Source organism: Dactylosporangium vinaceum, assembly GCF_019904175.1.
Classification (GTDB): Bacteria; Actinomycetota; Actinomycetes; order Mycobacteriales; family Micromonosporaceae; genus Dactylosporangium; species Dactylosporangium vinaceum.
The window spans coordinates 4,185,697-4,208,810 of record NZ_CP061913.1 but is presented as its reverse complement, the minus strand read 5'-3'; the positions used below and the strand labels follow the sequence as shown (position 1 = coordinate 4,208,810).

Below are 23,114 nucleotides of genomic sequence, written 5' to 3'. Positions count from 1 at the left end.
GGCGTCACGTCGGGCGCGACGACGTCCAAGCCTCGATCGCCGACCAGACCTGGCCGAGGCGCTCCGGGCGCACCATGTCCGAGTGGGCGCACGGCAGCCGGACCGCGGTCACGCCGCCACGCACGTAGGGGTCCCATCGCGCCGCGGTCGGCTCGTCCTCGGGTCGGTCGAGCGCGGCCACCAGGAGCAACGCTGGAGCGTCGAGCTCGCCGGGCTGGTGTGCGGTACCGATGGCCGCGTTGTTCTGGTAGGCGCGGGCCAGCAGCCGCAGCTCGTCGTCGGTGAAGGAGCCGAGCGTGGTGCCGGCCTCGCGGCGCACCCGCTCCACGAGCCGGTCGAACTCGTCGCCGCCGGCCGGTTTGCCCTGGCCGCCCGGGCGGGCCGGGCGGAACTCCAGCTCGGCCGGGTCGACGGGCTCGCCGCCGGATGGGTAGGCGTCCATGATGACGAGTGCGGCCACCTTCTCGCCGGCCGCGCGCAGCTGCACCGCGACCTCGTGCGCCGGTATGCCGCCGAAGGACCAGCCGAGCAGGTGGTACGGGCCGGCGGGCTGCACCGCGCGGATCTGCGCGACGAACGCGGCCGCCATCTCCCCCACCGAGGCGCTGAGCGGGGCCTCGCCGTCCAGGCCCGGCGCCTGGAGCGCATACAGCGGCGTGTCCGCCGGCACGTGCCGGGCCAGCGGCATGTACACCCATCCGAGCCCGCCGCCCGGCGGCAGGCAGAACCACGGCGGCCGATCCCCGCCGGTGCGGATCGGCAGCAGGACGCCGAGCGCGTCGCGGACCGACGACAGGCTCATGTGCCGCATCAGCCCGGCGACGGTGGGCGCCGTGAGCAGGTTGCGCAGCGACACCGACACGCCGCGCTCGCCCAGCCGGTCGACCAGGCGCACCGCCAGCAGCGAGTGGCCGCCGAGGGCGAAGAAGTCGTCCTGCGGGCCGACCTCGGGCACGCCCAGCACCTCGGCGAACGCCGCGCACAGGACCTGCTCGAACGCGGTGACGGCGCCCGGGCCGGCCGGCCGCGCGGCGCCGGGATCGGGCAGCGCCGCCCGGTCGAGCTTGCCGTTGACCGTGAGCGGCAGGGCGTCGAGCGCCACCACCGCGGCGGGCATCAGGTAGTCCGGCAGGGTCTGCGCCAGGTGACGGTGCACGGCGGCGGGCAGGTCGGCGGCGCCGGCGCCGGGCGCCGGGACCACGTAGGCGTGCAGGCGCGACTCGCCGGCACCGTCCGTGTGGACGATCACCGCGGCCTGGGCCACGCCGGGGCACGCGGCCGCGGCGGCCTCTACCTCGCCGGGCTCGATGCGGAAGCCGCGGATCTTCACCTGGTCGTCGGTGCGGCCCGCGAAGGCCAGCTGCCCGTCGGGGGTCCAGCGGGCGAGGTCGCCGGTGCGGTACATCCGCTGCTTCGGCTCGAACGGGCAGGCCACGAACCGCTCCGCCGTGAGTCCGGCGCGCCCGACGTACCCCCGGGCCAGGCCCGCCCCGGCGATGTAGAGCTCGCCGGTCACGCCGGGGGGCACCGGGGACAGCCAGCGGTCCAGGACGTACACGCGGGTGTTGACGATGGGCCGGCCGATCACTGGCGCATCCCCGGGGCTCAGCGGCGGCGACAGGGTGGTGCACACCGTGGACTCCGTGGGGCCGTAGCCGTTGATGAGGCGGCAGTGCGGCGCCCACGCCTCGATCACGGGCCGCAGCAGGGCCTCGCCGGCGCAGACCACGTTCGGCACCCCCAGCCGGCCGGGCTGGAGTACCGCCAGCACGGCGGGCGGCACGATGACGTGGGTGACGCCGAAGCGGTCGGCCAGGTCCGCCACGCCGGCGCCGCCCTGGAGCGTCTCGGCCGAGCCGACCACGAGCGCGGCGCCGGAGCCGAGCGCGAGCACCAGCTCGGCGGTGGCCGAGTCGAAGCCGACCGAGGCGAACTGCAGCACCCGGCTGTCCGGCCCGACGCGGAAGTGGCTGCCGAAGCCGGCGACCATGCTGCCCAGGCCGGCGTGGGTGACTCCGACGCCCTTGGGCAGGCCGGTCGAGCCGGAGGTGTAGATGACGTACGCCAGCCGCCCCGCCCCGCCGTCGCCCGCGTCGGTGGGGTGGGCGGTGCCGGCGCCCTCGGCCGGGTCGTGCACGACGATCGAATCGGGGCCCGCGGTGCCCACGACGGCCCGCACGCCGGAGTCGGCGAGCATGAACGCCCGCCGGTCGGCGGGCACGGCGGGGTCGATCGGCAGGTACGCGGCGCCGGCGCGGGACACGGCCAGCACGGCGACGACCCAGTCGAGGCCGCGCGGGAGCACGACGCCGACGATCGTCTCGGGGCGGGCGCCCGCGGCGCGCAGCCGGGCAGCGAGCGCGGCGACCCGCTCGTCGAGCTGCCGGTAGGTGACGACCACGCCGTCGCCGAGGACGGCGAGCGCGTCAGGCGTGCGCGACACGTGGGCGGCGAACAGTTCGGGCAGGGTCGCGGGCGGCCGCGGCGCAGGGGTGGCGTCGTGTGGCAAGAGCAGCGCGGGCAGGGAGTCGTCGGGCATGAGCCGGAGCCGGTGCACCGCGCGATCCGGATCGGCGGCGAGGTCGGCCAGCAGATAGGCCCACCATTCGGCGAGCCGGCGGACGGTGGCCTCGTCGAACAGGTCGGTGGCGCCGACGAGGACGCCGCGCAGCCCCGCCGGGCTCCCGTCGCTGCCGAACATTTCCCGGACGCTGACGTCGAGGTCGAACTTCGCCGGTACCGACGGCGCGGTGCCCCGCCCGGTCCCGGCGGCGGCGACTTCGACGCCGGGCAGGTCCAGGGCCGCCCGGCCGGCGTTCTGCACGGCCAGCATCACCTGGAACAGCGGATGCCGCGCCAACGACCGCACCGGCGCCAACTCCTCCACGAGCCGCTCGAACGGCACATCCTGATGCTCGAACGCGTCAAGACTCACCCGCCGAACCCGCCGCAGCAACTCACCAACCCGCGGATCACCCGACAAATCCGTACGGACAACCAACGTATTCACGAAAAACCCGACAAGATCATCCAGACCCTGATCCGTCCGCCCCGCCACCGCAATCCCGATCGGAACGTCCGCACCCGCACCCAGCTTCGACAGCAACACCGCCAACGACGCCTGCAACACCATGAACATCGTCACGCTGTGCTCACGCGCCAACCCCACCAACCGCCCATGCACCTCCGCCGCCACCACCAACGGCACCCCGACACCCTGATGCGACGCCACCGCCGGCCGCGCACGATCCGCCGGCAACACCAACTCCTCCGGGGCGCCCGCCAATGCCTCCCGCCAGAAACCGACCTGCTCCTCCAGCAGACCGTCGCCGAGCAGCTCCCGCTGCCAGAGCGTGTAGTCCGCATACTGCACCGGCAGCGGCGCCCAGGCCGGGGCCCGGCCCTCCAGCCGGGCCGCATACGCGGTCGAGATGTCACGGGCGAGAGGGCCCATCGACCAGCCGTCCCCGGCGATGTGGTGGATCACCAGCACCAGCGTGTCGTCGTCGGACAGCCACGCCCGGATCGGCAGCTCGGCACTCAGGTCGAACGTCATCGCCGGGTCGGCCGGTCCGCGGCGCAGCGCCCAGTCCAGGTCCTCGACCGGCACGATCCGCTGGTACGGCTCCCCGTCCACCACCTCGACGACGGTCCGCAGCACCTCGTGCCGGCCGATGACATCACGCAACGCCAGGTTCAGCACCCGGGCGTCGATCCCGGTGAGGCGCAGGATCACCGGCATGTTGTACAGCGGGCTCGGCCCCTCGAGCCGGTCGATGAACCACAGGCGCCGCTGCGCGAACGACAGCGGGATCCGCTCCGGTCGCGGCCACTGTCGCAGCCCGATGCGGGCCGCGCCGGCGCCGGACAGCCGCGCCGCGAGCCCGGCGACGGTCGGCGCCTCGAAGAGGGCACGCAGCGGTACCTCGACCCCGAACACCGCCCGCACCCGCCCGACGACCCGCACCGCCAGCAGCGAGTGCCCGCCGAGCGCGAAGAAGTCATCGTCGGCGCCGACGCCGACCCGCCCGAGGACGGCGGCGAAGATGCCGCACAGCAGCTCCTCGGTGGCGTTCGCGGCGGCGCGGCCGGCCGACCGGAGGTACTGCGGCGCGGGCAGGGCCCGCCGGTCGAGCTTACCGCTGCCGGTCAGCGGGAGCGCGTCGAGGACGACCACCGCGTCGGGCACCATGTGCTCCGGCAGCCGCGCGGCGACGGCCCGCCGGACGAGGTCGGGCACGGCGTGCGGGTCCGCGCCGTCCACGGGGACGACGTAGGCGACCAGGCGCGTCTCGCCGTCGTCGCGGCGGGCGATGACGGCGGCCTGCTCGACGGTGGGGCACGCGGCGACGGCGGCCCGGACCTCGCCGGGCTCGACCCGGAATCCGCGGATCTTCACCTGGTCGTCGGCGCGGCCGGCGAAGACCAGCCGCCCGTCGGCGTCGCGGCGTGCGAGGTCGCCGGTGCGGTACATCCGCTGCATCGGCTCGAACGGGCACGCCACGAACCGTTCCGCGGTCAGCCCGGCCCGGCCGGCGTAGCCGCGGGCCAGGCCCGCTCCGGCGATGTACAGCTCGCCTGCCACGCCGTCCGGTGCCGGCTCCAGCGATTGGTCAAGCACGTAGGCCCGGGTGTTGTCGATCGGGGTGCCGATCGTGGCCGTGGGGCCGTCGAGCGCGCCGGTCAGCACGCCGATGGTGGTCTCGGTGGGGCCGTAGTGGTTGAACACCCGCCCGTCGCCGGCGCCGTCGATGAGGCCGCGCAGCCACCCCGGCTCGGCCACGTCCCCGCCGAGGATCACGGAGCCGGACGGGTGCGCCGTCGTGCCGACGCCGACGGCGGCCAGGTAGGACGGCACGCCCTTGATGTGTTCGATGCGATGCTCGTCGAGGTACCGGGCCAGGGCCGCCGGGTCCAGCGCGACGTCGCGGTCGATCAGGTGCAGGGTGCCGCCGGTCGCCAGGCTGGTCAGCAGCACCGTATAGCCCAGGTCGACGCCGAGGCCCTGCACCAGCGCGTACCGGTCGCCGGGCCCGCCGATGCGCAGCCGCGGCGGCACGGACCGCACGTAGTTGACGAGCCCGCGGTGGGTCACGGCGACGCCCTTGGGCCGGCCGGTGGAGCCGGACGTGTAGATCACGTAGGCCAGCGCGGCGCCGGGGACGGTCGTCAGCGGCGCCGCCGGGTCGCCGGCGGCCACGGCGGCGCTGACGTCGTCCGGGCCGAGGACGTGCCGGGCGCCGCAATCGGCGAGCATGAACGCCAGCCGGTCGGCCGGCACGTCCGGCTCTACGGTGAGGTATGCGCCGCCGGCCTTCCACACCCCGAGCACGGCGGTGAGCAGCGACAGGCCGCGCGGCAGCGTGAGCGCCACGACGGTGTCGGGCCCCACGCCGCGTCCGCGCAGCGCGTGGGCCAGCCGGTTCGCCTGGTCGTCGAGGTTCCGGTAGGTGATGCCGGCGCCGCCCGCGACAGCGGCCACCGCGTCGGGGGTCCGGGCCGCTGCGGCCTCGAACAGCCGCGCCACGGTCGTGTCCGGGAGCGGGTGGTCGGCGCCGCGGGACAGGCGCAGCACACCGGCGCGCTCGGCTGGTCGCAGGACGGTGAGAGCGCGCACCCGGGGGTCGTCCGGTGCGCACATCGCCTCGAGTAGCCTCGTCCACCATTCGGCGAGCCGCGCGACGGTGCCGGGGGCGAACAGGTCGGTGGCGCCGACGAGCGCGCCACGCAGCCCGGCCGGGTTGCCGTCGGGGTCGAAGGCCTCCTGGACGCTGACGTCGAGGTCGAATTTCGCGGGCACCGGCCGGGCCGACGGGCGGCCGGCCGAGCTGACCTGGACGCCGGGCAGGTCGAGCGCCGCCCGGCCGGCGTTCTGCACGGCCAGCATCACCTGGAACAGCGGATGCCGCGCCAACGACCGCACCGGCGCCAACTCCTCCACGAGCCGCTCGAACGGCACATCCTGATGCTCGAACGCGTCAAGACTCACCCGCCGAACCCGCCGCAGCAACTCACCAACCCGCGGATCACCCGACAAATCCGTACGGACAACCAACGTATTCACGAAAAACCCGACAAGATCATCCAGACCCTGATCCGTCCGCCCCGCCACCGCAATCCCGATCGGAACGTCCGCACCCGCACCCAGCTTCGACAGCAACACCGCCAACGACGCCTGCAACACCATGAACATCGTCACGCTGTGCTCACGCGCCAACCCCACCAACCGCCCATGCACCTCCGCCGCCACCACCAACGGCACCGCCACACCCGCGTGCGACGCGATCGCCGGACGCGGCCGATCCGCCGGCAACATCAACTCCTCCGGGGCGCCCGCCAATGCCTCCCGCCAGAAACCGACCTGCTCCTCCAGCAGACCGCCACCCAACAGCTCCCGCTGCCACAGCGCGTAGTCCGCGTACTGCACCGGCAACGGCGCCCACACCGGCGCCTCGCCCTTCGACCGGGCCGCATACGCAGTCGACACGTCCCGGGCCAGCGGACCCATCGACCAGCCGTCCCCGGCGATGTGATGGATCACCAGCACCAGCGTGTCGTCGTCGGACAGCCACGCCCGGATCGGCAGCTCGGCACTCAGGTCGAACGCCGCCCCCGGATCGGCCGGGCCGATCCGCAACGCCCAGTCCAGGTCCTCGACCGGCACAATCCGCTGGTACGGCTCCCCGTCCACCACCTCGACGACGGTCCGCAGCACCTCGTGCCGGCCGATGACATCACGCAACGCCAGGTTCAGCACCCCGGCGTCGACTCCGGTCAGCCGCAGCACGGTGGGGATGTTGTAGGCGGCGCCGGACTGCCCGAGCTGGTCCAGGAACCACAGGCGCCGCTGCGCGAACGACAGCGGGGTCCGCTCCGGTCGCGACCGCGGCCGCAGCGCGATCCGCGCCCGGCCCGCGTCCGACAGCCGGGCCGCGAGCGCCGCCACCGTGGGTGCGTCGAAGAGCACCCGCAGCGGTACCTCGACCCCGAACACCGATCGCACCCGGCTGAGCAGCCGGACCGCGGAGAGTGAGTGCCCGCCGAGCGCGAAGAAGTCCTCGTCGAGGCCGACGGCCTCCCGTCGCAGTACGTCGGCGAACGCCCGCGCGAGGATCTCCTCCTTCGGCGTGGCCGGCCGGTCCGGGTCCCGGCCGGCCGGTGCGCTCGCGGGAAGCGGCAGCGCGGCCCGGTCGAGCGTTCCGTCCGGGGTCAGCGGGACGGCGTCGAGCGCGATCACGGCCGCGGGGACCAGGTACCCCGGGAGCCGCTCGTCGGCGTGCCGGCGCACCGCGTCGGCGAGGCCCTCCCGCCGGGCGTGGACGGCGGGCACGACGTAGGCGACGGGCCGCTCGCCGGCGGCGATGACGACGGCCTGGCGGACGTCCGGGTGGTCGGCGACGGCGTCCCGCACAGCGGCGGTGCCGACCCGTAGGCCGTGGAAGTCGAGCTGGTCGTCGGCGCGGCCGGCGAACGCCAGGCGGCCGTCGGGGGTCCAGCGGGCGAGGTCGCCGGTGCGGTACATGCGCCCGCCCGGCTCGAAGGGGCAGGCCACGTGCCGGTCGGCGGTGCGGTACCGGCCCGGCGCGGCCGCCCCGGTCACGTACAGCTCGCCGACGACGTCCGGCGGCACCGGTGCCAGCCAGCGGTCCAGCAGGTAGACGCGGCTGTTCGCGGTCGGCTCGCCGAGGTATGCCGCGTCGGCGCCGGGGGTGACCGGGCCGGTGGCCGTGGCCGGCCGGGCGCCGGCCGGCGCGTACCACGTGTGCAGGTCCCGCCCGGCCGCCCACCGGCGGGTCACGTCGGCCGGGCAGGGCTCGCCGGCGGCGATGAGCGTGATCGCCGGGTCGACGGTGTCCGGGTCGAGGGCGGCCAGGACCGCCGGCGGCAGGGCGGCGTGGGTGACGGTGTGCCGTGACAGTTGCTCGCCCAGGTCGGCCGCGAGGCGGGCCGACGCGGGCAGCGGCACGAGGGTGGCGCCGGTGAGCAGGGCCAGGCACCACTCCCACGCGAACCACGGTGAGGCGGCGGGGGCAAGCTGGGCGATCCGGTCGCCGGGCCCGACCCGCAGCCGCCGGCGCTGTTCAAGAACCATGGCCAGCATCGCGGCCGTCTCCTGCGCGGCATCGGCGGGCGTGCCCGGGTCTCCACCGGCCTTGAGCACTCCGAGGACGGCCACCATGAGCTCCGTGGTGCTCGCCGGACCTACGCCGACCGCGGACCCCGGCTCGGTGCCGCGGTCGCGGCGCAGCTGCTCGGCCAGCCGGCTCGACCGCTCGTCGAGAGCGGCGTAGGTGATCGGGTCGTCCCCGGCCGCGACGGCGAGGTGGTCCGGGGTGCGGGCGGCCTGCTCGGCGAACAGCGCCGCGACGGTGGTGTCCGGCACCGCGGCGGCAGTGTCGTTGCGCTCCACGAGCAGCCGCCGGCGCATGGCGGCGCCGAGCACGTCCACGGTGGCCAGCGGCACATGGGCGCCGCCGGTCAGCTCCTCGTCGAGGCCTTGGACGAGGTCGTCGACGGCGCTGTGCAGCAGCCCGCACAGCAGGTCGGGGTCGAGCGGGGCGATCGCGTCGACGACGAGCGCGAAGCCGTCGCCGCGGTCGTCGACATCGACGGTGATCGGATAGTTCGTGCCTTCGTCGGTGCGGATGATCCGCACGCCGTCGACCTTCCGGGCGGGCGCGTCGCCGGCCGGTGCCCGCCCGGCGGTGTTGTGCCGGTAGTTGAACAGCGACGTGAACAGCGGTACGTCGGCCGGCAGCCCGCTCGCCTGCTGGGCCAGCACCAGCGGGGCGTGCTCGTGCTCGAGCAGCTCAGCGAGCTGCCCGCGCATGGCGGCGACCGCGTCGCACACGCCGCTGCCGAGCAACCGCACCCGCACGGGGAGGGTGTTGATGAACGGCCCCGGGATGCGGTCGGCGCCGGTGCCGGCGTTGAGGCGGCCGAAGAGCACGGTGCCGAAGACGACGTCGTCGCGGCCGGCGACCACGGACAGCACCCGCGCCCAGGCCACGTGCAGCACCGTCGCCGGGCTGACCCCGAGCCGCCGGGCGGTGTCGCGCAGCCGGGCGGCGACTCCGGGGTCGACCCGCCGGCGGCCGCGGCGCAGGTCCGCGCCGTCGCCGTGCACATCGAGCAGCCCGAACGGCGCCGTGGGGGTCGTCACGTCGCCGAGCAGGTCGGCGAAGTACCGCTCGTGCTCCTGGCGGGCGACGCCGCCACGGGCCTGGGCCACGAAGTTACGGAACGGCAGGGGCTCCGGCAGCGCGGCGGCGTCGCCGGTCATGATCTGGCGGATCTCGCCGAGCATCACGTCGACGCCGACGTGGTCCTGGACGAGGTGGTGTGCCCGCAGGAGGGCCAGCCAGGCGCCGGATCCGCCGGGTAGCGCCGCGACGGTGACGTCGAGCAGGGGCGCGCGACCCACCTCCATGGACAGGCCGCCGGCCGCCATGAGCCGCGCCACCGGGTCGGGGCCCTCGGCCAGCTCGACCTCGCGGACGGGTAGCGCCGCGCGCCGCGAGACGACCTGGACCGGCTCGCGCAGCCCGTCCCACGCGACAGCGGTCCGGTAGACGTCGTGCCTGTCGATCACCAGCTGTACGGCGGCGACGAACGCGTCGAGCCGCTCCCGCCCGTCGAACTCCAGCACGGTGGGCAGGACGTAGACGTCCCGGCCGCCGCCCAGCAGGTGGTGGAACAGGATGCCTTCCTGCAGCGGGGCCAGCGGGTACACGTCTGCGACGTTGGCCGCACCGCCGGGCACGCTGTCGACCACGCGGGCCACCTCGGCGTCGGTGAGCTCGACGAGGGGCAGCATGTCGGCCGTGATCCGCGCCGCCCCGGCCGGAATCCGGTTCTCCGGCACCTCGACCGGCAGCGGCCCGGCCACGCCGACGAGCCCGGCCACGGTCGGCGTGGCGAACATTGCGCGCACCGAGACGGACACGCCGCGCGCCCGCAGCCACTCGACGAGCCGGACGGCGAGCAGCGAGTGGCCGCCGAGGGCGAAGAAGTCGTCGTCGACGCCGACCGCCGGCAGCCCCAGCACCTCCGCGAACGCCGCGCACAGCAGCTCCTCCTCGGGCGTGGAGGGCGGCCGCCCGCCACCGGCAACGGCCGCGAAGTCGGGCGCCGGCAACGCCCTGCGATCCAGCTTGCCGTTCACCGTCACCGGCAGCGCGTCCAGCACCACCACCGCGCCGGGAACCATGTACTCCGGCAACAGCCGGGCCGCGTGCGCACGTACCACCTGCGGCCCCACGTCACCCACCACATAGGCGACGAGGCCGCCGTCCCGCGCCACCACCGCGGCCTGCTCCACGCCCGCACACCCGGCGACCACGGCCTGCACCTCGCCGGGCTCGATCCGGAACCCGCGGATCTTCACCTGATCATCCGACCGGCCGGCGAACAGCAGCTGCCCGTCGGCCGCCCACCGGGCGAGGTCGCCGGTGCGGTACATCCGCCGGGCCGGCTGGAACGGGCACGCCACGAACCGCTCCCCGGTCAGCCCGGCCCGATTCGCGTAGCCGCGAGCCAACTGCACCCCGGCCAGGTACAGCTCCCCGACCACACCCGGCGGCACCGGCTGCAGGAACGCATCCAGCACATACACCTGCGTGTTGAACACCGGCCGCCCGATCGGTATCACCAGACCCACCCGATCCGGACACGACCAAAACGTCACATCCACCGACGCCTCCGTCGGCCCGTACAAATTGTCGACCGCCACCCCCGGCAACACCCGCCGCAACCGGTCCACCGTCTCCACCGGCAGCACCTCACCACTGCAGATCACCCGCCGCAGACCCCCCGGACGAGCCACGGGAAGGAACGCCGCCAACATCGACGGGACAAAATGCACGACGGTGACCGCCCGCTCCTCGATCACCTCCGCCAAATACTGAGGATCACGGTGCCCATCCGGCCGCGCCATCACCAACTCGGCACCATTGAGCAACGGCCAGAAAAACTCCCACACCGACACGTCGAACACCGCCGGCGTCTTCTGCAACACCCGATCCGACGCGTCCAAACCATACTGCGCCTGCATCCACACCAACCGATTCACCACACCCGCATGCGGCACCACCACACCCTTCGGCACACCCGTCGACCCCGACGTATAGATCACATACGCCGGATGCCCCGGCAACAACCCCACATCAGCCGGCACCCCCTCCGGCAGATCCGTGATCTCCTCATCCAGCACCACCCGCGCACCCGCATCCGCCACAAGCCACGCCACCCGATCAGCCGGATAACCCGGATCGATCGGCAGATACGCCCCACCCGCCTTCAACACACCCAGCAACGCCACCACCAACGGCACACCCCGCGGCAACCGAACCGCCACCACCGACTCCACACCCACACCCAGGCCTTGGAGGTGACACGCCAAACGATCCGACCGATCATCCAACTCCCGATACGACACCCCATCCACCGCCACCGCATCCGGCGTCGCCACCACCTGCCGCCCGAACAACACCGGCAACGTCACCGCCGGCACCTCCACCGCAGTGCCGTTCCACGCCACCAGCATTCGGGAGCGCTCGTCCTCGCCCAGCACGTCGAGCCGCCGGACCCGGGCGTCCGGGTCGGCCGTCACCGCGTCCAGGACCCGCACCCAGCGGGCGACCAGGCGGCTGACGCTGTCCTCGTCGAACAGGTCCTGCGCCGCGATCACGGTGCCGCGCAGCCCGCCCGCGCCGGCGAGCTCGCTGACGCTGATGTCGAGGTCGTAGCGGGCGTGCATGGCGGAGCCGGAGCCGGCTCCGGCGGCCGGGCCGCGCGCCACCTGCACGCCCGGCAGGCTCAGCGCGGCGCGGCCCATGTTCTGCACGGCGAGCATCACCTGGAACAGCGGGTGCCGGGCCAGGGACCGGGCCGGCGCCAGCTCCTCCACCAGCCGCTCGAACGGCACGTCCTGGTGGTCGAAGGCGTCAAGGCTCGTCTGCCGGACGCGGTGCAGGAGCTCGACGAAGGTGGGGTCGCCGGACAGGTCGGTGCGCATCACGAGGGTGTTGACGAAGCAGCCGACCAGGTCCTCGAGGGCCTGGTCGGTGCGGCCGGCGACAGCGATGCCGATCGGGATGTCGAGGCCGGCGCCGAGCCGGGACAGCGTCACCGCCAGCGACGCCTGCACCAGCATGAACACCGTCGCGCCGTGGGCTCGGGCAAGGGCGATGAGTCGCCGGTGTACCTCCGCGGGCACCACGAGGGGCACGGAGACACCCTCGTGCGAGGCAACCGCGGGGCGGGGCCGGTCGGCCGGGAGCGTGAGCTCCTCGGGCGCGCCGGCGAGGGCCGCCCGCCAGTAGGCGACCTGCCGCTCGAGGAGGCCGTCGCCGAGGAGCTCCCGCTGCCACAGTGCGTAGTCCGCGTACTGCACCGGCAGCGGCTCCCAGGCCGGGGCCCGGCCCGTGCTGCGAGCGGCATAGGCCGCGGAGATGTCGCGGGCGAGGGGGCCCATCGACCAGCCGTCGCCGGCGATGTGGTGCACGACTACGACGAGCGTCTGCTCGTCGGGCCCGGACCCGACGAGCCACGCCCGGATCGGGGGCTCGGCGCTCAGGTCGAACGCGCAGCGCACGGCCCGGTCCACGTCGAGCTCCGCCACCACCTGCAGCGCCCAGTCGAGCTCCTCGACCGGCAGGACCCGCTGGTACGGCTGTCCGTCCGCGACCCCGAACACGGTGCGCAGCACCTCGTGCCGCGCGAGCACGTCGCGCAGCGCGGCGTCGAGCGCCGCCGGGTCGACGCCCGACAGCCGCAGGACGACTGGCAGGTTGTACAGCGAGCCGGGCCCCTCGAGCTGGTCGAGGAACCACAGCCGCTGCTGCGCGAACGACATGGGGATCATGAGCGCTCCTCCCGCCTGCGCATCGGCCGCAGCGCCGGCCTGGTGCTCGGCCGCTCGCCCAGCCGCGCGGCAAGCCCGGCCACGGTCGGGGCCTCGAACAGCATCCTGAGCGTGACGTCGGCCCTCAGCTCGGCCCGGATGCGGCTGATGAGCCGGGTGGCGAGCAGCGAGTGCCCGCCGAGGGCGAAGAAGTCGTCGTCGACGCCGACCGCCGGCAGCCCCAGTACCTCCGCGAACGCCGCGCACAGCAGCTCCTCCTCGGGCGTGGAGGGCGGCCGCCCGCCACCGGCAACGGCCGCGAAGTCGGGCGCCGGCAACGCCTTACGGTCGAGCTTGCCGTTCACCGTCACCGGCAGCGCGTCGAGGATGACCACGGCCGCCGGCACCATGTACTCGGGCAACGACCGCGCCGCGTGCGCTCGCACGGCCTCCGGCGACGCCTCGCCGACCACGTACGCGACGAGGCCGCCGTCCCGCGCCACCACCGCCGCCTGCGCAACACCCGGGCAGCGTGCGACCACCGACTGCACTTCGCCGGGCTCGATCCGGAACCCGCGGATCTTCACCTGATCATCCGACCGGCCCGCGAACACCAGCTGCCCGTCGGCCGCCCACCGGGCGAGGTCGCCGGTGCGGTACATCCGCCGGGCCGGCTGGAACGGGCACGCCACGAACCGCTCCCCGGTCAGCCCGGCCCGATTCGCGTAGCCGCGAGCCAACTGCACCCCGGCCAGGTACAGCTCCCCGACCACACCCGGCGGCACCGGCTGCAGGAACGCATCCAGCACATACACCTGCGTGTTGAACACCGGCCGCCCGATCGGTATCACCAGACCCACCCGATCCGGACACGACCAAAACGTCACATCCACCGACGCCTCCGTCGGCCCGTACAAATTGTCGACCGCCACCCCCGGCAACACCCGCCGCAACCGGTCCACCGTCTCCACCGGCAGCACCTCACCACTGCAGATCACCCGCCGCAGACCCCCCGGACGAGCCACGGGAAGGAACGCCGCCAACATCGACGGGACAAAATGCACGACGGTGACCGCCCGCTCCTCGATCACCTCCGCCAAATACTGAGGATCACGGTGCCCATCCGGCCGCGCCATCACCAACTCGGCACCATTGAGCAACGGCCAGAAAAACTCCCACACCGACACGTCGAACACCGCCGGCGTCTTCTGCAACACCCGATCCGACGCGTCCAAACCATACTGCGCCTGCATCCACACCAACCGATTCACCACACCCGCATGCGGCACCACCACACCCTTCGGCACACCCGTCGACCCCGACGTATAGATCACATACGCCGGATGCCCCGGCAACAACCCCACATCAGCCGGCACCCCCTCCGGCAGATCCGTGATCTCCTCATCCAGCACCACCCGCGCACCCGCATCCGCCACAAGCCACGCCACCCGATCAGCCGGATAACCCGGATCGATCGGCAGATACGCCCCACCCGCCTTCAACACACCCAGCAACGCCACCACCAACGGCACACCCCGCGGCAACCGAACCGCCACCACCGACTCCACACCCACACCCAGGCCTTGGAGGTGACACGCCAAACGATCCGACCGATCATCCAACTCCCGATACGACACCCCATCCACCGCCACCGCATCCGGCGTCGCCACCACCTGCCGCCCGAACAACACCGGCAACGTCACCGCCGGCACCTCCACCGCAGTGCCGTTCCATCCGGTCAGGACCTGGGCGCGGTCCGCGACCTCCAGCCGGTGTACCCGCCGCCCCGGATCGGTCGTGACCTGCTCCAGCACCCGCACCCAGCACGCCACCAGCCGCTCGGTCGTGTCCGCGTCGAACAGGTCACGCGCCGCGATGACCACGCCGCGCAGGCCACCCCCGTCGGCCAGCTCGCTCACGCTGACCTCGAGGTCGAACTTCGCGAACGCCGACCCGCCGGCGCCGGCCGCGGTGACCTCGACGCCCGGCAGCCGCAGCGCGGTCCGCGCCGCGTTCTGCACGGTGAGCATCACCTGGAACAGCGGATGCCGGGCCAGGGACCGGGCCGGCGCCAGCTCCTCCACCAGCCGCTCGAACGGCACGTCCTGGTTCGCGAAGGCCGCCAGCGTCTGCGCCCGTACCCGCTCCAGCACCTCGGCGAACGTCGGATCGCCGGACAGGTCGGTCCGCGTGACGAGCGTGTTGACGAAGAACCCGACCAGGTCGTCGAGCGCCTCGTCCATCCGTCCCGCGGCCGCCACACCGATCGGGATGTCGACGCCCGCGCCGAGCCGCGACAGGGCCACGGCGAGCGAGGCCTGCACCAGCATGAACACCGTCACCCCATGCTGCCGGGCGACGTCGATGAGCCTCTGGTGTACACCGCCGGGCACCACCAACGGCACCGCCACACCCGCGTGCGACGCGATCGCCGGACGCGGCCGATCGAACGGCAGCGTGAGCTCCTCCGGCGCACCCGCCAATGCCTCCCGCCAGAAACCGACCTGCTCCTCCAGCAGACCGCCACCCAACAGCTCCCGCTGCCACAGCGCGTAGTCCGCATACTGCACCGGCAGCGGCGCCCAGGCCGGGGCCCGGCCCTCCAGCCGGGCCGCATACGCGGTCGAGATGTCACGGGCGAGGGGCCCCATCGACCAGCCGTCCCCGGCAATGTGGTGGATCACCAGCACCAGCGTGTCGTCGTCGGACAGCCACGCCCGGATCGGTACCTCCGCGTCGAGGTCGAACACGGACTCGCCGGCCGGCCCGGGCCGTAGCGCCCAGTCCAGCTCCTCGACCGGGACGACCCGCTGGTACGGCTCCCCGTCCACCACCTCGACGACGGTCCGCAGGACCTCATGCCGGCCGATGACGTCGCGCAGCGCCAGGTTCAGCGCCTCGGCGTCCACGTTGGACAGCCGCAGCGCGTTGGACAGGTTGTACATGCCGCTCGGCCCCTCGAGCTCGTCCAGGAACCACAGCCGCCGCTGCGCGAACGACAGCGGGACGAGGGCCGGCCGCGGCCGTGCGCGGAGTGCGACCCGCCCGGGCCCGGCCTCCGTCAGCCGCGCCGCCAGCCCGGCGACGGTCGGCGTCTCGAACAGCGCCTTGATCGACACGTCACTGTCGAGGACGGTCCGGATCCGCGAGACCAGCCGCACGGCGAGCAGCGAGTGCCCGCCGAGGGCGAAGAAGTCGTCGTCGATCCCGACCGAGGCCAGCCCCAGCACCTCCGCGAACACCCCGCACAGCAGCTCCTCGCGGGCGTCACGCGGTCCCCGCCCACCCACGGACACGTACGCGGGCGCGGGCAGCGCCCGCAGGTCGACCTTCCCGTTCGGTGTCACGGGCAGCCCGTCCAGCACGATCACGGCGTCGGGCACCATGTAGTCAGGCAGGAGCCGCCCCGCATGCTCACGTACGACCGCCGGCGGCGCCGCACCCACCACGTAGGCGACCAGGCTGTCATCCCGGGCGACCACCACCGCCTGCTCGACACCGTCACACCCGACCAACACGGCCTGCACCTCGGCCGGCTCCACCCGGAACCCACGCACCTTCACCTGATCATCCACACGACCGGCGAACACCAACCGCCCGTCACCAGTCCACCGACCCAGATCCCCGGTCCGATACATCCGCTCCCCAGCAAGGAACGGACACGCCACAAACCGCTCACCCGTCAACCCAGAACGACCCGCATACCCACGCGCCAACCCCGAACCAGCCACATACACCTCGCCGATCACACCCGCCGGGACCGGCTCCAACCCGCCATCCAGCACGAACACGTGCGTGTTGTCCATCGGCCGTCCGAGCGGCACCAACTCACCCTCGGCCTCGACGATCCCCTGCACCGCGCAGAGCGTGACCTCGGTCGGCCCGTACAACTGCCGCACCCGAACCCCACTCGCCGCCCGGACTCGCGCCACCGCACCACCGGACACCACGTCTCCGCCGGTCAGCACTTCCTGCGCACCGGCGAACGAACCGGGATCGAGCGTCCGCAACAACCCGGCCGTCACGTGCACATGCGTGGCCTGCAACTGCTCGAACACCACCGAACCACCAGCACACAACGGCACCCACAACTCAAACATCGACGCATCAAACACATGCGGCGCCTGAAACAACACCCGCGACCCCGCCGACAGACTCCACGCCCGATCCCGCACCAAATCGGCCAACGACGCCTGCGACACCACCACACCCTTCGGCACACCCGTCGAACCCGACGTATAAATCACATACGCCGCATGCCCCGGCAACAAACCAGAGTCCACCGGGTCGGGCGAACCGGCGGGCTCACCATCCAGCACAATGTCGACCCGGGACTCCGCCAGGATGTAGGCGACCCGCTCCGCCGGATGGTCGAGGTCGATCGGGAGATAGGCACCGCCGGCCTTCCAGACGCCGAGCAACACCACTACGAGCGGCACACCCCGCGGCATGCGGACGCCGACGATCGACTCCGGGCCCACACCGCGCCCCCGAAGATGGTTCGCCACCCGGTTCGAACGCTCGTCCAGCTCCCGATACGACAGGCCACCGACCGCCATGGCGTCGGGAGCCTCCGCAACCCGCGCGGCGATCAGCTCCGGCACGGTTGCCGCGTCTGTGGGGGTCCACGCCGACAGAACCTGGGCGCGATCCACCAACTGCACCCGGCGCAACCGCACCAATGGATCGGCCGCGACAGTCGACAGCACCCGCAGCCAACACCCCACCACACGCTCAACGGTTTCCACGTCGAACAGGTCCCGTGCCGCGACCACGACGCCGCGCAGACCGCCCCCATCGGCGACCTCGCTCACGCTCACATCCAGGTCGAACTTCGCGAAGACCGGCCCGGCCGGCCGCGCCGGCGCGACGTCGACGCCGGGCAGGCGCAGCGCCGTGCGGGCCGCGTTCTGGACCGTCAACATCACCTGGAACAGGGGGTGGCGGGCCAGGGACCGGGCCGGCGCGAGCTCCTCCACCAGCCGCTCGAAGGGCACGTCCTGGTGTCCGAACGCGTCCAGGCCGGTCTGGCGGACGCGGTGCAGGACCTCGGCGAACGTCGGATCGCCCGACAGGTCGGTGCGCAGCACCAGGGTGTTGACGAAGAACCCGACCAGGTCGTCGAGGGCCTGATCGGTGCGCCCGGCCACCGCGACCCCGATGGGGATGTCGGTTCCGGCGCCGAGCCGCGACAGCGTCACCGCGAGCGAGGCCTGCACCAGCATGAACACCGTCACCCCCTGCTCGCGGGCGACATCCAGGAGCTTCCGATGTACCTCAGCGGGCACCACCAGCGGCACCGCCACACCCTCATGGCTCGCGACGGCCGGCCGGGGCCGGTCCGCCGGCAACACCAACTCCTCCGGGGCACCGGCCAGCGCCTCCCGCCAATACCCCACCTGCTGTTCGAGCAGACCGCCACCCAGCAGCTCCCGCTGCCACAACGCGTAATCGGCGTACTGCACCGGCAACGACACCCACGCCGGCGCACGCCCCTCCAGCCGCGCCGCATACGCGACCGACAGATCCCGGGCCAGCGGCCCCATCGACCAGCCGTCGCCCGCAATGTGATGGATCACCAGGGACAGCGTCCCGTCGTCGGACAGCCACGCCCGGATCGGCACCTCGGCGCTCAGGTCGAACGTGATTGCCGGGTCGGCCGGGCCACGGCGCAGCGCCCAGTCCAGCTCCTCGACCGGGACGACCCGCTGGTACGGCTCCCCGTCCACCACCTCGAACACCGTGCGCAGCACCTCGTGCCGGCCGATCACGTCCCGCAACGCCAGGTTGAGGACTTCGGCGTCCACATTGGGCAGTCGCAGCGATGTCGGCAGATGGTAGACGCCGCCGGCGCCCTCGAGCTGGTCGAGGAACCACAGCCGCCGCTGCGCGAACGACAGCGGCACGAGCTCCGGGCGGGGCCGCGGCCGCAGCGGCGTGCGCGCCCGCTGCGCCCCGGACAGCCGCGCGGCCAGGCCCGCGACCGTCGGCGCCTCGAACAGGGCCCGCAGCGGCACCTCGACGCCGAACACCACCCGCACCCGCGAGACCAGCCGCACCGCGAGCAGGGAGTGCCCGCCGAGGGCGAAGAAGTCGTCGTCCACGCCGACCGCGAGCAGCCCGAGTACGTCGGCGAACACGTCGCTCAGGAGCTCCTCCACCGGCGTCGCCGCGGCGCGCCCGGCGCCGGCGACGGCCGCGAAGTCCGGCGCCGGCAGCGCCCGCCGGTCCACCTTGCCGTTCACCGTCAACGGCATCGCATCCAGCACCACCACCGCCGCCGGCACCATGTGCGCGGGCAGCAGCCGGGCGGCGTGCTCACGGACCGCCGGCGGCTCCACATCCCCGTCCAGGACCACATAGGCGATAAGGGCATCGTCGCGCGCCACCACGACCGCCTGCGCCACGCCCGGGCAGCCAGCGACGACGGCCTGGACCTCGCCGGGCTCGATCCGGAACCCGCGGATCTTCACCTGGTCGTCCGCCCGGCCCGCGAACACCAGCCGGCCGTCCGGGGTCCGGCGAGCCAGGTCGCCGGTGCGGTACATCCGCGCCCCGGGCACGAACGGGCAGGCCACGAATCGCTCGCCGGTGAGGCCGGGCCGCCCGGCGTAGCCCCGCGCCAGCTGCGGCCCGGCGACGTACAGCTCGCCGATCACGCCGGGCGCGGCCGGCAGGAGGGCCGGGTCCAGCACGTGGACCGTCAGGCCGGGCAGGCCGCGGCCGATCGGCGAGCCGCGGCCGGTGCCGGCGGCGCCCGACGTCAGGGGCAGCGCGGTGACGTGGACCGTCGTCTCGGTGATGCCGTACATGTTCACCAGCGCCGGAAGCGCGCCGCCGCGGTCCCACCAGCCGGCGAGCCGCGACTCGTCGAGCGCCTCGCCGCCGAAGACCACGGCGCGCAGCCGCCGGCCGAAGGCGTCGTTGTCGCGCTCGGCGTCCCACAGCTGATAGAACGCCGACGGGGTCTGGCTCAGCATCGTCACGCGCTGCTCCTCGATGAGCCGCGCGAAGTCGGCCGGTGACCTCGACACGTCGAAGGGCACGACGGCGACGCTGCCGCCGTGCAGCAGCGCGCCCCAGAGCTCCCAGACGGAGAAGTCGAAGGCGACGGAGTGGAACCAGGTCCACACGTCGCCCGGGCCGAAGCCGAAGCGCGGCCGGGCCGCGGCGAACATGGCGATGACGTTGTGGTGGCTCACCTGCACGCCCTTGGGGGCGCCCGTCGAGCCGGAGGTGTAGATGACGTATGCCGGATGCTCCGGCCGAAGCCCCACCTCGGCCGGCGTCGCCTCCGGCAGCTCGGCGAGTTCCTCGTCCAGCACGGCCCGCGCTCCGGCGTCCGCGAGCATGTAGGCGACGCGTTCGGCGGGGTAGGCGGGGTCGATCGGCAGGTACGCCGCGCCGGCCTTGAGCACGCCGAGCAGCGCGACGACGAGCGGCACGCCGCGCGGCAGCCGGACACCGACGACCGACTCCGGCCCGATGCCCAGCCCTTGCAGGTAGTGCGCCAGCCGGTCGGAGCGGTCGTCGAGCTGCCGGTACGACACCCGCTCGTCCCCGCACACCACCGCCACCGCGTCGGGGTTCGCCGTGACCTGCTCGGCGAACAGCTCCGGCATCGTCGCCGCCGGCACCGGTACGGCCGGGTCGTGCCACTCGGACAGCATCCTGGAGCGCTCGTCGGCGCTGAGCACGTCCACCCGGCGTACCGGCAGGCCCGGGTCGGCTGCCACGGCCTCCAGCACCCGCACCCAGGACGCGACGAGCCGTTGCGCGGTGTCCGTGTCGAACAGGTCGCGGGCGGCGACGACCAGGCCGCGCAAGCCGCCGGCGTCGGCCAGCTCGCTGACGCTCACGTCGAGGTCGAACTTCGCGAACGCGTCCCGCACCGACGGGGCCGCACCGGCCGCGGTGACGTCGACGCCGGGCAGCCGCAGCGCGGTCCGGGCCGCGTTCTGCACGGTGAGCATCACCTGGAACAGCGGGTGCCGCGCCAATGACCGCGTGGGGGCCAGCTCCTCCACCAACCGCTCGAACGGCACGTCCTGGTTCGCAAGCGCCGCCAGCGTCTGTGCCCGCACCCGCTCCAGCACGTCGGCGAAGGTAGGGTCGCCGGACAGGTCGGTGCGGATGACGAGGGTGTTGACGAAGAACCCGACCAGGTCGTCGAGCGCCTGGTCCATCCGGCCCGCCACCGCCGTGCCGATCGGCACGTCGACGCCCGCCCCGAGCCGCGACAGCGTCACCGCGAGCGAGGCCTGCACCAGCATGAACACCGTCACCCCCTGCTCGCGGGCGACATCCAGGAGCTTCCGATGTACCTCAGCGGGCACCACCAGCGGCACCGCCACACCCTCATGGCTCGCGACGGCCGGCCGGGGCCGGTCCGCCGGCAACACCAACTCCTCCGGGGCACCGGCCAGCGCCTCCCGCCAATACCCCACCTGCTGTTCGAGCAGACCGCCACCCAGCAGCTCCCGCTGCCACAACGCGTAATCGGCGTACTGCACCGGCAACGACGCCCACGCCGGCGCACGCCCCTCCAGCCGCGCCGCATACGCGACCGACAGATCCCGGGCCAGCGGCCCCATCGACCAGCCGTCGCCCGCAATGTGATGGATCACCAGGGACAGCGTCCCGTCGTCGGACAGCCACGCCCGGATCGGCACCTCGGCGCTCAGGTCGAACGTGATTGCCGGGTCGGCCGGGCCACGGCGCAGCGCCCAGTCCAGCTCCTCGACCGGGATGATCCGCTGGTACGGCTCCCCGTCGATCACCTCGACGACGGTGCGCAGCACCTCGTGCCGGCCGATGACATCGCGCAGCGCCAGATTCAGCGCCCCGGCGTCCACACCGGCCAGCCGGAGGGTCGTGTGCAGGTTGTACGCCGTCCCGGTCTGACCCATCCGGTCGAGCAGCCACAGGCGCCGCTGCGCGTACGACAGCGGGACGCGTTCCGGGCGCGGCAACTGCCGCAGCGCGACCCGCGCCGGCCCGGCGTCGGACAGCTCGGCGGCGAGCTGCGCGACCGTCGGCGCCTTGAACAGGGCCGGCAGCGCCAGCTCGGCGCCGAACACGGTGCGGATGCGCGAGATCAGCCGCACGGCGAGCAGGGAGTGCCCACCAAGGGCGAAGAAGTTGTCATCCGGCCCGACCACCACCCGACCCAGCACATCAGCGAACAGCCCACACAACAGCTCCTGCACCGGGTCCGCGATCTCCCGCCCCACACCGACACCGGACGCGACCTCCGACGCCGGCAGCGCCACCCGATCCACCTTCCCGTTCACCGTCAACGGCAACGCATCCAACACCACCACCGCCGGCACCATGTACTCCGGCAACAACCCGGCCGCATGCGCCCGCACCGACGCCGGCGACGCCTCGCCCACCACGTACGCGACCAAGCCGCCGTCCCGCGCCATCACCACCGCCTGCACCACACCCGGGCAGCGACCGACCACCGCCTGCACCTCACCCGGCTCGATCCGGAACCCGCGGATCTTCACCTGATCATCCGACCGACCCGCAAACACCAGCCGCCCATCAACCGTCCACCGCCCCAAGTCACCGGTGCGATACATCCGCCGGGCCGGCTCGAACGGACACGCCACGAACCGCTCCGCCGTCAGCCCAGCCCGCCCCACATACCCCCGCGCCAGACCCTCCCCCGCGATGTACAACTCACCGACCACCCCCGCCGGCACCGGCTGCAACGACCCGTCCAGCACCCACACCCGGCTCCCGACTATCGGCACCCCGATCACCGGCACATCCCCGACCCGCAACACCGGCGACATCGCCGCACACACCGTCGACTCCGTCGGACCATAGGCATTGACCAACCGCACCCGATCAGCCCACACATCCACCACCGCAGCCGGCAGCGCCTCGCCCGCACACACCACCGTGCCGACCGGGCCCAGGCCGTCCACCACACCCAACACCGCCGGCGGCACGGTCACGTGCGTCACCCCGAACCGGCCGGCGACCGACGCCAGCTCACTCACCTCAACCCGGCCCGCCGCGACCACCGCCGCACCCGAGCACAACGCCACCACCACCTCCGCCACCGCCGCGTCAAACCCCACCGACGCGAACTGCAACACCCGGCAACCCGGACCGACCCCGAACCGCTCTGCTTGACCCGCCACCAGACTCGCCAGACCGGCCTGCGACACACCCACACCCTTCGGCACACCCGTCGAACCCGACGTGTACAGCACGTACGCGAGGTTGCCGGGGTGCACGGCGACGGCGGGCCGCA

The 23,114-nt window shown here is 73.3% G+C and carries 2 protein-coding genes (1 of these 2 running past the window's edge); both read right to left on the bottom strand.

The annotated features are described in order from the left end of the window. Positions 1-4 precede the first annotated feature (4 nt). Positions 5-12,865 (bottom strand): amino acid adenylation domain-containing protein, encoded by a 12,861-nt coding sequence (locus tag Dvina_RS18595; RefSeq protein WP_223103730.1) that lies wholly within the window; start codon positions 12,863-12,865, stop codon positions 5-7. Beyond that, on the bottom strand, positions 12,862-23,114 hold the 3' end of the coding sequence (locus tag Dvina_RS18590) for a non-ribosomal peptide synthase/polyketide synthase (RefSeq protein WP_223103729.1). The gene runs 17,056 nt beyond the window's last position; the window shows 10,253 of its 27,309 coding nt (coding positions 17,057-27,309); its start codon lies off the right edge, out of view; the stop codon is at positions 12,862-12,864. Before Dvina_RS18590 ends, Dvina_RS18595 begins: the two co-directional genes overlap by 4 nt.